The sequence below is a fragment of the Bradyrhizobium sp. SPXBL-04 genome, assembly GCF_051853035.1.
In the GTDB taxonomy this organism is placed as follows: Bacteria; Pseudomonadota; Alphaproteobacteria; order Rhizobiales; family Xanthobacteraceae; genus Bradyrhizobium; species Bradyrhizobium zhanjiangense.
Genome location: NZ_CP182472.1, coordinates 4,966,133 through 4,978,401 on the forward strand (window position 1 = coordinate 4,966,133; position 12,269 = coordinate 4,978,401).

At 64.5% G+C, this 12,269-nt stretch carries 12 protein-coding genes; 4 read left to right on the forward strand and 8 right to left on the reverse strand.

Annotation, left to right across the window (positions count from 1 at the left end):
• Positions 1-11 precede the first annotated feature (11 nt).
• Positions 12-434 carry a nucleoside-diphosphate kinase gene (gene ndk / locus ACNJX8_RS23615; RefSeq protein ID WP_128934245.1) on the reverse strand — a complete coding sequence of 141 codons (423 nt, stop codon included), beginning with the start codon at positions 432-434 and terminating at the stop codon, positions 12-14.
• 311 nt (positions 435-745) lie between these two features.
• On the opposite strand from ndk, the gene ACNJX8_RS23620 reads away from it, so the two are divergent.
• The 3 genes from ACNJX8_RS23620 (at position 746) to ACNJX8_RS23630 (ending at position 3,376) form a co-directional block, all read left to right on the forward strand.
• Positions 746-1,003, forward strand: a complete 258-nt coding sequence (locus ACNJX8_RS23620; protein WP_091893003.1) for a sulfur globule protein precursor — start codon at positions 746-748, stop codon at positions 1,001-1,003.
• Between the two features lie 229 nt (positions 1,004-1,232).
• A complete protein-coding gene (locus ACNJX8_RS23625; RefSeq protein WP_164939730.1) occupies positions 1,233-1,406 on the forward strand; it encodes a hypothetical protein in 174 nt (57 codons plus the stop codon).
• Between the two features lie 110 nt (positions 1,407-1,516).
• Positions 1,517-3,376 (forward strand): ABC-F family ATP-binding cassette domain-containing protein, encoded by a 1,860-nt coding sequence (locus ACNJX8_RS23630; protein ID WP_439356914.1) that lies wholly within the window; start codon positions 1,517-1,519, stop codon positions 3,374-3,376.
• 309 nt (positions 3,377-3,685) lie between these two features.
• Here ACNJX8_RS23630 and ACNJX8_RS23635 read toward each other — a convergent pair whose 3' ends face one another.
• From ACNJX8_RS23635 to leuC, 4 genes are all read right to left on the reverse strand, one after another.
• Positions 3,686-4,723 carry an alpha/beta fold hydrolase gene (locus ACNJX8_RS23635; protein WP_439356915.1) on the reverse strand — a complete coding sequence of 346 codons (1,038 nt, stop codon included), beginning with the start codon at positions 4,721-4,723 and terminating at the stop codon, positions 3,686-3,688.
• Between the two features lie 48 nt (positions 4,724-4,771).
• Positions 4,772-6,094 (reverse strand): 2-hydroxycarboxylate transporter family protein, encoded by a 1,323-nt coding sequence (locus tag ACNJX8_RS23640; RefSeq protein WP_439356916.1) that lies wholly within the window; start codon positions 6,092-6,094, stop codon positions 4,772-4,774.
• A 66-nt stretch (positions 6,095-6,160) separates the two neighbouring features.
• Positions 6,161-6,769 (reverse strand): 3-isopropylmalate dehydratase small subunit, encoded by a 609-nt coding sequence (leuD, locus tag ACNJX8_RS23645; protein ID WP_091892866.1) that lies wholly within the window; start codon positions 6,767-6,769, stop codon positions 6,161-6,163.
• Positions 6,766-8,190: a 3-isopropylmalate dehydratase large subunit gene (leuC, locus tag ACNJX8_RS23650; protein WP_439356917.1), complete on the reverse strand. Its 1,425-nt coding sequence runs from the start codon at positions 8,188-8,190 to the stop codon at positions 6,766-6,768. Before leuC ends, leuD begins: the two co-directional genes overlap by 4 nt.
• A 126-nt stretch (positions 8,191-8,316) precedes the next feature.
• On the opposite strand from leuC, the gene ACNJX8_RS23655 reads away from it, so the two are divergent.
• Positions 8,317-9,237 (forward strand): LysR family transcriptional regulator, encoded by a 921-nt coding sequence (locus ACNJX8_RS23655; RefSeq protein WP_128934249.1) that lies wholly within the window; start codon positions 8,317-8,319, stop codon positions 9,235-9,237.
• 211 nt (positions 9,238-9,448) lie between these two features.
• Here ACNJX8_RS23655 and ACNJX8_RS23660 read toward each other — a convergent pair whose 3' ends face one another.
• The 3 genes from ACNJX8_RS23660 to ACNJX8_RS23670 form a co-directional block, all read right to left on the reverse strand.
• Complete coding sequence (locus tag ACNJX8_RS23660; protein ID WP_164935075.1) at positions 9,449-9,940, reverse strand: hypothetical protein; 492 nt, start codon at positions 9,938-9,940, stop codon at positions 9,449-9,451.
• 164 nt (positions 9,941-10,104) lie between these two features.
• The gene (locus tag ACNJX8_RS23665) at positions 10,105-10,557 is read right to left on the reverse strand and encodes a DNA polymerase III subunit chi (RefSeq protein WP_128934251.1); all 453 of its coding nucleotides are present in this window, start codon (positions 10,555-10,557) and stop codon (positions 10,105-10,107) included.
• Entirely contained in the window at positions 10,554-12,053 is a 1,500-nt protein-coding gene (locus tag ACNJX8_RS23670; RefSeq protein WP_439356919.1) for a leucyl aminopeptidase, read from the reverse strand. Before ACNJX8_RS23670 ends, ACNJX8_RS23665 begins: the two co-directional genes overlap by 4 nt.
• Between the last annotated feature and the right edge of the window lie 216 nt (positions 12,054-12,269).

The following is a 12,269-nucleotide window of genomic DNA, read 5'->3' on the forward strand; positions in this document are numbered from 1 at the left end:
CGGCTGATGGATCAGCCGACGATCTCGTTGCCCGAGAAGAACTGCGCGATCTCGATTACAGCCGTCTCCGGCGCATCCGAGCCGTGCACCGAATTCTCGCCGATCGATTTGGCGTAGAGCTTGCGGACGGTGCCCTCGGCAGCCTTGGCCGGATCGGTCGCACCCATCACCTCGCGGTACTTGGCGATCGCGCCCTCGCCTTCCAGCACCTGCACCACGACCGGACCCGAGGTCATGAAGTCGACGAGCTCGCCGAAGAACGGCCGCGCCTTGTGGACGGCATAGAAGGTCTCGGCCTGGTCCTTGGTCATGCGGATGCGCTTCTGCGCGACGATGCGCAGGCCCGCCTTCTCGATCACGGCGTTGACCGCGCCGGTCAGGTTACGCTCGGTCGCGTCGGGCTTGATGATCGAGAAAGTGCGTTCGATGGCCATAAGTCTTGTCCTTGGAAGGAATGCGGTGGTTCGGAGTTGCGGGGCTTATATCGGCGCCTTTGCCGGACGGCAAGCGACCGCCGAGGCGGCCGCATGGGCGCTTCGCCGCAGGCGTCGTAACCCGCGATTTCAGCTGATTACAACGATTTCACCCAGATGAACCGATCCTGAAACCCCCGTCAGGGTTCGGTTCAGCTTCGCGGGCGTAAGGTCAGGCCCATCGAAACCCAAGCCTGATTGTGAGGCAGACCGTTTCGGCGGCCTTTCCATCGACGCGACAGGCCCGCGCCGGCAGTTTTGAGGAGATCACCATGTTGAGGAAACTTTCGCTTGCCGCCGTTGCCGCGGTCGCGCTCGGTGCCGCGCTGGCGCCGACCTCCGCCTCCGCTCACTGGCATGGCGGCTGGCACGGCGGAGGCTGGCACGGAGGCGGCTGGCACCACGGCTGGGGCGGACCGCGCTTCTATGTCGGCGGCCCCGTCTCCTACGGTTATGGCGGCTGCTACGTGCGCCGGCTGGTCCCGACCCCCTGGGGACCCCGCTGGCGGCTGATCAACCGCTGCTACTGAGCCCGACAGCACCTTCCAAAGCACCTTCCTGACAAAAGGGGTCCTATGCCCCCAAGGCCCCCTCAGGAGAGGCCCCGGCGTTCCCCCGCCGGGGCCTCTTGTTTGGGCGGACATGGGGCGATTCATACAACTTTGACGAGAATTTCAGACATTCCCCGCGAGCAGCGAAACCATTTTGGGGGCAATGACTTGGTACCGTGTCTTTACTTTAAGAGCATGGAACCTCGCGATGGCTGGGCCTTTTGCCAATGACAGCGTACAGATCGACCGGCGCACCAGCCGCTCGATTTGCGATGCCGTGGGCGAACGGCTTCAGCAGAATCTGCGCCCCGATCCTCACCTCCCGACGCACCTCGAGCAGCTGCTCAACGAATTGAAGCAGCGCGAGCGCGAATCGCACTGACCGGCGCATGATCCGGAAAAGTGTGAAGCGGTTTTCCGACAGGATCATGCTCAAGCGATAACCACGGAAAAACGGGTTGCGTTCGACGCGCCTTGCGGTGACAAGGCCGCATGCTGTCCATCACCGATCTCTCCATCCGCCTCGCCGGACGCCTTCTGATTGACCAGAGTTCCGTGCAGATCACGCCCGGCTCGCGCGTTGGTCTGGTCGGACGCAACGGCACCGGCAAGTCGACCCTGTTCAAGGTGATCCGCGGCGAGCTCGCGGCCGAGCACGGCTCGGTGACGCTGCCGCCGCGCTGGCGCGTCGGCAGTCTCGCGCAAGAGGCCCCGAACGGCCCCGAAAGCCTGATCTCCGTCGTGCTTAAGGCCAACCTCGAACGCGAGGCGCTGCTCGCCGAGGCCGAGCACGCGACCGATCCGCACCGGATCGCCGAGATCCAGACCCGGCTCGTCGACATCGACGCGCATTCGGCGCCGAGCCGTGCGGCCGCGATCCTCTCCGGCCTCGGCTTCTCCGCCGCCGATCAGCTCCGCCCCTGTGCCGAATTCTCCGGCGGCTGGCGCATGCGCGTCGCGCTCGCCGCGACGCTGTTCGCAGCTCCCGACCTGTTGCTGCTCGACGAGCCCACCAACTATCTCGATCTCGAAGGCACGCTGTGGCTGGAGGATCACCTCGCGCATTATCCGCGCACGGTGATCGTGATCAGCCACGACCGCGACCTCCTGGAAAGCTCGGTCGACCAGATCCTGCATCTGGAGCGCGGCAAGCTCACGCTCTACAAGGGCACCTATTCCTCCTTCGAGGAGCAGCGCGCCGCGCGCGAATTGCTCGATGCCAAGCAGGTCAAGCGCCAGGAGGCCGAACGCGCGCGGCTGCAAGCCTTCGTCGACCGCTTCAAGGCCAAGGCCTCCAAGGCGCGCCAGGCGCAATCCCGCGTCAAGATGCTGGAGCGGCTGAAGCCGATCACCGCGCTGGTCACCGAGGACGTGCGCGAGATCAGCTTTCCGACACCGGAAAAAATCCTGTCGCCGCCGATCATCGCCGTCGACAAAGCTTCGGTCGGCTACGATCCGGCAACGCCTGTGCTGAACCGCGTCACCCTGCGCATCGACAATGACGACCGCATCGCGCTACTCGGCGCCAACGGCAACGGCAAGTCGACGCTGGTCAAGCTGCTGGCCGGACGCCTCGCATCGTTCTCCGGCAAGGTGACCCGCGCGGACAAGCTGTCGATCGCCTATTTCGCCCAGCACCAGCTCGACGAGCTGAACGAGGACGCGTCCGCCTACGATCACGTGCGCAAGCTGATGGGCGATGCGCCCGAAGCCAAGGTGCGGGCCCGCGCCGGCGCGATCGGCTTTTCCGGCAAGGCCGCCGACACCAAAGCCGGAAAACTGTCGGGCGGCGAGAAGGCTAGGCTGCTGTTGGGCCTTGCGACCTTCTTCGGCCCCAACATGATCATTTTGGACGAGCCGACCAACCATCTCGACATCGACAGCCGTGCCGCGCTTGCCGAGGCGATCAACGAATTTCCCGGCGCGGTGATCATGGTCTCGCATGACCGCTACCTGATCGAGGCCTGCGCCGAACGGCTCTGGATCGTCGCCGACCGCACCGTGACCAATTACGACGGCGACCTCGACGAGTACCGCCGCCTGGTGCTGTCCGCGCGCAACGCCGAAGCCCCACGCGAGCGCAGTCCCGCAAACGAAAAGCCGCAGCGCCCGAAGTCGGACAATCGCGGCTCGCTGAAGAAGCGCATCGCGGAAGCCGAAGCTGAGATCGCCCGCGTCAGCGAGATCATCACCAAGATCGACACGGCCCTCGCCCTGCCCGACATCTTCACCCGCGATCCCAAGCAGGCCGCGCAACTGTCAAAGGCGCGCGCCAATGCCGCCGATGCGCTGGCGCGTGCGGAAGAGCAATGGCTGGAGGCGAGCACGCAGTTCGACGAGGCGGCGGGTTGACCCTCCCGACGCGATTGGCTGCATCAAAACCGGCAAAACAACCCCATGCACAGTACCGGCATTAAAGCACCTTGCCCTTAGCGATTGAATCAAATTTCCTTTTGTGAGGTCGATTGGCAGGCCCGTTGCGGCATTGCCGGCGCAAATGCCGGCAGGGCTTCGACCCGCAAGCACCTCCCTGAAGAGGACCAGCGCCTCCGGGAAAGCGGCACTCAGAGGACTCGCCGGGCAGCGAGCCACCCAGCATCATGAGCGTGAGATAGACCGACGAGCGATCCTGGAGACCGCTGTCAAGACGCGTCGCCGTCGTTACGCCAAGAAGGCATTGAGCTGCTCGAGGAGCAACTCAGGTGCTTCTTCCGGCAGATAATGGCCGCAAGGCAGGCTTCCGCCTCGCACGTCCTTGGCCTTAGCGCGCCATGTGTCGAGTACGTCGTAGCTCGACCCGACAACTCCCTTGCCGCCCCACAGCACGAGCAGCGGGCAACCGACTCTCTTGTCGGAATCCGCCTCATCGTGGATCAGGTCGATGCCGGCAGCGGCGCGATAATCCTCGCAGACGGCATGCAGCGTCTCGCGGGTGTAGCACCGGCGATACTCTTCGAGTGCAACCGGGTCGATGGCGCCCGGCGTCTTGTTCTGCTTGTTGATATGGGTCTGCAGATAGAATTCGAGATTGTTGCCGATCAAGGTTTCCGGAAGCGGCGCCGGCTGAATCAGAAAGAACCACCACATATATCGCGTAGCGAACTCCTTGTTCACCTTGGCGTACATCGTCGCGGTTGGCGCGATGTCGAGCAGGACCGCCCTGGAGACGGTGTCCGGATGATCGAGCATCAAACGATGCAGAACGCGCCCGCCGCGATCGTGGCCGACAGCCTGGAAGCGGTCAAAACCGAGCGCGCGCATCACTTCGACCTGATCCCGCGCCATCTCCCGCTTGGAATATGCGATACTGTCCTTGCCGCCGTCGGGCTTGCTCGAGTCGCCGTAGCCGCGCAGATCGGTCAGCACCACGGTAAAGCGCTCCGCGAGCTTGGGGGCGATCTTGTGCCAGCACGCCAATGTCTGCGGGTGTCCGTGCAGCAACAGCAGCGGCGGCCCCTCGCCCTTCACGAGCGCGTTGATCTCGGCCCCGCTGGTCTTCAGGCGCTTCTGTCGAAACCCCGGTAGCAACTTTTGCAGCGCGCTGGTCGTCACGGCATTATTCTCCTGAGCGAAAGCACCCGGCGCCAATATGGCCGAACCGAGGGCACCGGTTGTCAACGCGATCGACATCAGATGGCGGCGCGTCAGCCCGGTCTCTGATCGATCGGAGCACGATTCAATCTGTTCGAATTCGAGCATTGAGATCTCCCCTGGAACATTCGTCCTGCACGAAGGCCGCGGCCCGTATCAGGACAGCGACTTCATCAAGAGTGTCGCGATCACGATCATGATCGCGCCGCCGACGCGGGTGGCGATCTGGGCGAACGCCATCAGGCCCATGCGATCCGCGGCGCCAAGAATGGCGACGTCGCCGGTGCCCCCGAGGCCCGAGTGGCAGGCGGTCACGATCGCCGCCTCCACCGGATACATGTTCAGCCACTTGCCGACGAAGAAACCTGACACGATCATCGCCAGCACCGTGGTCGTGCAGATCATGATGTAGCCTGGGTTGAAGGAGGCAACGAGCTGCTGCCATGAGACCAGCAATGTCCCCATCGCCACCAGGATCGCGAAAGTAAGGTTGGTCGACATGAACTTGTTGATCTGATAGGCGCCGAGCTCCATCTCGGCCGGTAGCAACCTGGTCAGCTTCAATGCCACTGCGGCGATGATCATCATGATCGGCCCGGGGATGCCGGTGAGCGGCGCCAAAATCATGCCGAGCACGAATAAGCCGCACGACAGCACTATGCCGGCACCGAGCAGTCCGAGATCGATCGGCTGGTCCGGCCGCGCTTCGCCGAGAATGTCGTCGTCTCCGGTTTTGACCAGCATCCCTCTGCCATTGAGGTCGGCCCGCATCTCGCCAAGGCGCGCCAGCAGGCCCGCGCTAACGATCGCGACGACGTTGCCGAGCAGCGCCGCTGGGACCATCTGCGCCACAAGCTCAGCTTGCGACCGATGCAACATCTCGGAATAGGCGATGGACAGTGGCAGGACACCTTCCGCAAGACCGCCGCCGACGATGGGGATGATGACAAAGAAGAACGTGTCCTTCGGGCTGTGGCCGAACAGAAGCCCGACGGCGAGGCCGGCGGTGACGGCCGCGATCGTGCCGATCAGGAGCGGAACGAACATGCGAATGAAGCCCTGAACCAGGACCCGATAGGGCATGCCGAGGATCGAGCCTGCGACAAGGCAGGCGATGAAGAAATACTGAAAGTTGGCGGTTCGGAACGTGGTCGTGATCGCCTTCAAGGCGGCTTCTGGCATCAGGCCGTAGCTCACCAGGGCCGACGGCACGAATAGACACAGGATCGCGGTGCCGCCGATCTGCTTCAGCACCGGAATGGTCTGGCCGAGCTTGCCCAGCAGGAAGCCGAGCAGCATCAGGACCGAAAGGCCGCCGATCACGTCGTTCGGCAGCTTGCCGGAATAGACAGCGGCGGCGCAGACGAGCGCGGCCGCGACGTAGATGCCGATCGGCAACGGGCCGACCTTGAGACGGGCCAGATGTGTTGCAGCAACGGCGCCAGACGCTTCGGCCGGGCGATATGTTGTGTCTACCAAAGCTTCCTCCGCTGTTTGTCGTTTTGTCGTTGGCGCGCGGATTCGAGCCGCGCAAGGTCGTGCAGGTCAGACGATCCAGGGGTTCTCCGCCCGATGCCGCGCCTCGAAGGCGCGTATGTCGTCGGCGAAGACGAGCGTGGAGGCGATGAAATCGCGGCCGGTCAGGAAGGCCTCTTTCCTGTCCGGCTCGATGTCGAACCCGATCGAGCGGCGACCGCGATCGAACCGGATCGATTGCGCAGCAAGGTCGATCGTGACGTCATTGCGCGAGCTGTCGGCCACGACGCGGGCGAGCTCCGCCACCACATCGGCATCGAGCGAGATCGTCAGCAGACCGTTGTTGGCGCAATTGTCGTTGAAGATGCCGGCGAAGCTGGTGCCGATCAGCGCGCGAATGCCGAGCTGCTGGAGTCCCCAGACCGCGTGCTCGCGGCTCGACCCGCAGCCGAAATTCGGGCCGACGACGAGAAAGTTGGCGTCGCGATAGCCTTCCCGATTGAGGATGAAGTCGGCGTTGGGCTTACCGCCGCTGAAGCGCAGCAGGTTGAAGGCGCCCTCGCCCAAGCCGCTGCGGTCCACGCCCTTGAGGAACATTTTTGGCATGATGACGTCGGTGTCGACATTGGGCGCCATCATGGGCGCAGCCACGCCCGTGACCTGACCGAACGGAATCATTGGCGTGCTCCTGCCAAGAGAGAACGCACATCCGTGATGCGTCCGGTGACGGCTGCCGCGGCCACCATGGCCGGGCTCATCAGGTGCGTGCGCACGCCAGGTCCCTGGCGGCCTTCGAAGTTGCGGTTGGTCGAGGACGCGCAACGCTGTCCGGGCTTGAGCACATCGTCGTTCATCGCAAGGCACATCGAGCAGCCGGACTGCCGCCATTCGACGCCGGCCTCGGTGAACATCTTTGCGAGGCCCTCCGCCTCGGCCTGGGCCCTGACCTGGGTCGAGCCCGGCACCACGATCGCACGCACGCCATCGGCGACCCGGCGGCCGCGAAAGATCTCGGCCGCATCGCGCAGATCCTCGATCCGCGCGTTAGTGCAGGACCCGATGAACGCGAAGTCGATCGGAACGGATTGAATGGGCAGACCGGGCGTGAGGCCCATATAGTCCAGGGCGCGCCTCGCGGCCGCCTCGCGCTCGGGCGCAGCCTGCTGTCCAGGATCGGGAATGGTCTCAGTGACGGCGATCGCCTGGTCGGGACTGGTGCCCCAGGTCACGACCGGCGAGACTTCGGAAACCTCGAGCGCGATCTCGCGATCGAACCGAGCGTCGGGATCCGAAGCCAGGATCAGCCAGCTCCTGGCCGCCTGCTCCCACATCTCGCCCTTCGGCGCGCGCGGACGTCCCTTCAGATAATCCAGCACCTTTTGATCCGGCGCGATCACGACGCCGCGCGCACCCGCCTCGACGATCATGATCGAGATCACGATCCTGCCCTCGACGCTCATGTTGGAGACGACGGGACCGCTGAACTCCACGGCATATCCGGTCGCACCATCGGCACCGATCCGCCGGATCACCTCCATTACAATGTCCTTGGGCGTCACGCCGAGCGGCGCCTCCCCCGTCAGGTGGATGCGCATCGTCTTGAGCCGGCGATAGCGTACGGTCGACGTCGCGAGATAGTGCTCGATGTCGGATGTCCCGATACCGTAGCCGAGAGCACCGAACGCGCCATAGGCGGTGCTGTGACTGTCGCCGGCCGCGATCACCATGCCTGGCATGACGAGCCCCTGCTCCGGAGCAACAACATGCTCGATGCCCTGCCGGGGGTCGAGGATATCAAAATATTCGATGCCGAAATCCCTGGCGTTCTCGGCGAAGTAATCGACCTGCCGCGCCGCGCCTCGGTCCGGCATCGCTCGGGTGCGCTGAGCCGCGGTCGGGTTGACGTGGTCGACGACCATCAGCGCTGCCTTCGGATTCCAGACCTTGCGCCCAGCCGCGCGCAGCCCGGCGAAGGCTTGAGGACTGGTGTATTCGTTGAGCACGGTGCGGTCGACATAGAGCAACACGAGACCGCTATCATCGAGATTGCGGACGACATGGGTGTCGACCAGCTTGTCGTACAGCGTGCGCGCGGCCATCGCGCTTTCCTCCCAGAGAAGTCTTGCTGCACCGTGCCGCCCATGACACTGGAAATCCAATGTCGTGTTCTGATATCGTTATGCAAAGCATGCATAAGCACACCTAATACATTCAGGAGACCTGCGATGGAGATCAACTGGCTGCACGATTTCATCGCGGTGGCGACCACGCGCAGCTTCTCGCGCGCCGCGGAGCAGCGGAATTGCTCGCAGCCTGCGCTGAGCCGCAGGATCCAGGCGCTGGAAGTGTGGACCGGGGCGCCGCTGCTGGACCGCACGACGCACAGCGTCAATCTCACACCGGCCGGCGAAGGCTTTCGCGAGACGGCCGAGGACGTTCTGCGCCGGCTTGCGGCCGGCCGGCTCGACGCCCAGGAACGGGCTCGCGGCGCCTCCGACGTGCTGAAGTTCGCCTCGACCAACGCGCTGTCGCTGACCTTCTTTCCCGATTGGCTGCGCGGGATCGAGACCAAGCTGGCGTTCGTTCCGAACGTGCAGCTGGTCGCCAACCACATGGAGGCCTGTGAGCGGATATTGCTCGCGGGCGATGCGCACTTCCTGCTCTGTCATTACCACCCGGCAGCGACCACGGCGCTGGCGCCGTCGCATTTCCGCTCGCTGCATGTCGGGGACGACAGGCTGATTCCGGCATCGGTGCCGGTTTCAAGTCGAAGCCGCAAGCCCCGCTTCAAGCTCCCGGGAACGCAAGCCGCGCCGGTCCCGTTCCTGAGCTTCCGTCCTGAATCTGGCATGGGACGAATTCTCGAAGCCGTGCGCGCGACGTCGCCGTTGGACGCGCATCTGCGCACAACCTTTACCTCTCATCTCGCAAAGCTGCTGGTGACGATGGTCCAGGCCGGCCGCGGCATGGCCTGGCTGCCGGAGAGCCTGATCAGCGATCAGCTCGCCTCGGGCGAGATCGTCGCAGCAGGCGGGGCGGAATGGTTCGTGCCGATCGAGATCCACGTGTTCCGGCCGAAGCTTCGTCTGGCGCAGGCCGCGGAGGCGTTTTGGCAGCATATCGCGAGGAGCGGCCGTCAGATCTAAAGGAGCTGCGTCAAGAGACGGAAAACCGCTTCAAACTCTTCCGGATCATGCTCCAATGCACTCTCGTGTCTCGGACGCGCTGCTGCACTCTTTGCACTGCTGCGCAGAGCCGGGACCCAGCGTGCCACGAGTCTGGGCCCCGGCTCAGCGGCGCATCACTGTGGTGCTGCGCGGCGTCCGGGGCACGCGACCTCAACGGCAAGCGTTACGCTTACGCCGACTTCTTCTTCGGCTTCGGCTTGGTGGCCTTCGGCACCGGCTGCGGCTCGGGGTTGCCCTCGATCGAGGACAAGCGTCCGGCCGTGAATGTGTAGATGCCGGCGCGCGGACCGGTCGTCCAGGTCACGACGGCGACGCGGCGGCCGATGGCGTCGTTGGAGAGGTTGACGGACGAAGGCGCGCCGATGCCGCGCACCACGTCGCATTCGGTGTGGCCGAGCGCGACCGTGCCGCCCATCGGCGCCGGTGCCGTGGTCGATGCATTGGCATCGGCCGGCCCGGGCGGCGGTGCCATGCCGGGACAGGCGCCGTCGGCGCTGACGAGATCCTCGGCTCCCACCGGTTTGTCAGGCGTGAGTGGCGGCGACTCGATCGAGATATTCTTGATGAAGAGACGGCCGGGCTTCTGGAACCATTCTGCGTCCTTCGACAGCAGATCGCTCGCGCCCGAGCAGCCCGCGACCAGCGGCGCTACGGCAGCCAACGCAATCATGAGCGAGCCGGGAAGCTTTTGATGTCGCACGATAAACTCATTCCCCGCGTGAAGGACCAGCCCTAAACGATTGTCCCAACATCCCTTTGCGGCACGAAGGTGGCCGAAGCCAGCATCGTTCGAAAAGTGCAAATTATCATTAATTGCGAACGGCGCTAATTCCGCTTCTGCCACCGGCCCCGCTCGTCGGCCTGCCAATAGGTGACATCAAATCCCCGCGCCTTGCAATCCGTCCAGGCGCTGCGCGCGAGCGCAAGCGCGTCCGGGTCGTCGCCGTTGAACAATAGCACCATGCGCTCGTAGCCCTCCGCGTCCTGCGGCAGCGCGGCGCTGTCGACCAGGAATCGCACATTGGCGCCGTTCGGGTTGTCCGCCTCGATCGCCAGCACGATCGGCTGGTCCGCGGCATCGTTCACGCGCCATGTCGCGTGCGGCAGGAACGAATCGTCGCGATAGGTCCACAAATGCGCGTCCAGCGCATCGGCGCGCTCTTCCGACGTCGACTGCACCACGACGCGCCAGCCGCGCTCGAGCGATTTCTCGAGAAGCGGCGGCAACACGTTCTCCACCGTCATGTTTTGCAGATGGTAGAACAGCACTTCGGTCATTTGCGCTCGTAATGATCTGCTACCAGGCGATCCAGGAGACGGACGCCATAGCCGCTTCCCCAGCTCTGGTTGATGTCGGACTTTGGCGCGCCCATGGCGGTGCCGGCGATGTCGAGATGCGCCCAGGGCGTGCCGTCGACGAAGCGCTGGAGGAACTGCGCCGCGGTGATCGAGCCGCCGTGACGGCCGCCGGTGTTCTTCATATCGGCGAACTGGGAATCGATCAGCTTGTCGTATTCGGGGCCGAGCGGCATGCGCCAGACCTTTTCCCCGCTCTCGATGCCGGCCGCGATCAGCCGGTCGGCAAGCTCGTCATTATTGGAGAACATTCCGGCATGCTCGGTGCCGAGCGCGACCATGATGGCGCCGGTCAGCGTCGCCAGGTCCACCATGAATTTCGGCTTCACCTTCTTCGCCACGTACCAGAGCACGTCGGCGAGCACGAGGCGGCCTTCGGCGTCGGTGTTGATGATCTCGATGGTCTGGCCCGACATCGAGGTGACGATGTCGCCCGGCCGCTGCGCATTGCCGTCGGGCATATTCTCGACGAGGCCGATGGCGCCGACCACATTGACTTTGGCTTTACGCGCTGCCAGCGCGTGCATCAGGCCGACGACGCAGGCGGCTCCCCCCATATCGCCCTTCATGTCCTCCATGCTGCCGGCCGGCTTGATCGAAATGCCGCCGGTGTCGAAGCAGACGCCCTTGCCGACGAAGGCGACGGGCGCCTCGCCTTTCTTGGCCCCGTCCCAGCGCATGATCACGGTGCGGCTCGGCCGCATCGAGCCCTGGCCGACGCCGAGCAGCGCGCCCATGCCGAGTTTCTGCATCGCCTTGACGTCGAGCACCTCGACCTTGACGCCGAGCTTGCGGAGTTGGCCGGCGCGGCGCGCGAATTCCTCGGGGAAAAGCACGTTCGGCGGCTCGTTGACGAGGTCGCGCGCGATGACAACGCCGTCGACGACGTGGCCGGCCGCGACGAACGCCTTTTTCGCAGCGGTGACATCGCCGACCGCAAGCGAGACATCGGCACGCGAGCCGCCCTCCTCGCCGTCCTTCTTCTTGGTCTTGTAGCGGTCGAACTTGTAGGCGCGCAGCCGCAGGCCCGCGGCGACCGCGACCGCCTGCTCGCTCGTCATGGCGCCATCGGGCAGCTCCGCCATCATGGTCATGGCGGCGGTCCCGGCCGGAAGCTTGCTCGCTGCCACGCCGCCGAATTTGAGGAAATCATTCGCCTTCAGGCTGGCCGCCTTGCCGGCGCCAATCACGATCAGGCGAGTGGCCTTCACTCCCTCCGGCGCCAGGATGTCCAGTGCGGCCCCGCTCTTGCCCTTGAAGGCGGCGGCGGAGGCCGCCCGCTTCACCAGGTTAGCGGCGCCGCCGAGCGCCTTGGCCGTCGCCGGGCCGAGCTTCAGACCGTCGTCGCAGAACACGACCAGGATGCCACGGGGCGCGGCAGACAACGGGACAAAGCCGACCTTGATGGCATCGGACATGGGTAACTTCTCCAAAACATGGGACTTTTCGCCGTCCGGCGATCCCGGCCGCGGGCCGGAGCTGAACTGCGATTCACTTAGGTTTCCGTACTATGGGCCAGCGGCCCGCAAGATGCCAAGCACCGCCGTGGCCGGCGGGCCACAACGCGCGAAATATTAACCATATATTGAGGGTGCCATGGGGCAGCCATTTTGTTGACGGATCAAAGGGATGGT

What these genes read in the sequence shown, in the direction of transcription:
- ndk (WP_128934245.1), bottom strand. Translation starts at nt 434, where the DNA reads ATGGCCATCGAACGCACTTTCTCGATCATCAAGCCCGACGCGACCGAG.
- ACNJX8_RS23620 (WP_091893003.1), top strand. Translation starts at nt 746, where the DNA reads ATGTTGAGGAAACTTTCGCTTGCCGCCGTTGCCGCGGTCGCGCTCGGT.
- ACNJX8_RS23625 (WP_164939730.1), top strand. Translation starts at nt 1,233, where the DNA reads ATGGCTGGGCCTTTTGCCAATGACAGCGTACAGATCGACCGGCGCACC.
- ACNJX8_RS23630 (WP_439356914.1), top strand. Translation starts at nt 1,517, where the DNA reads ATGCTGTCCATCACCGATCTCTCCATCCGCCTCGCCGGACGCCTTCTG.
- ACNJX8_RS23635 (WP_439356915.1), bottom strand. Translation starts at nt 4,723, where the DNA reads ATGCTCGAATTCGAACAGATTGAATCGTGCTCCGATCGATCAGAGACC.
- leuD (WP_091892866.1), bottom strand. Translation starts at nt 6,769, where the DNA reads ATGATTCCGTTCGGTCAGGTCACGGGCGTGGCTGCGCCCATGATGGCG.
- leuC (WP_439356917.1), bottom strand. Translation starts at nt 8,190, where the DNA reads ATGGCCGCGCGCACGCTGTACGACAAGCTGGTCGACACCCATGTCGTC.
- ACNJX8_RS23655 (WP_128934249.1), top strand. Translation starts at nt 8,317, where the DNA reads ATGGAGATCAACTGGCTGCACGATTTCATCGCGGTGGCGACCACGCGC.
- ACNJX8_RS23665 (WP_128934251.1), bottom strand. Translation starts at nt 10,557, where the DNA reads ATGACCGAAGTGCTGTTCTACCATCTGCAAAACATGACGGTGGAGAAC.
- ACNJX8_RS23670 (WP_439356919.1), bottom strand. Translation starts at nt 12,053, where the DNA reads ATGTCCGATGCCATCAAGGTCGGCTTTGTCCCGTTGTCTGCCGCGCCC.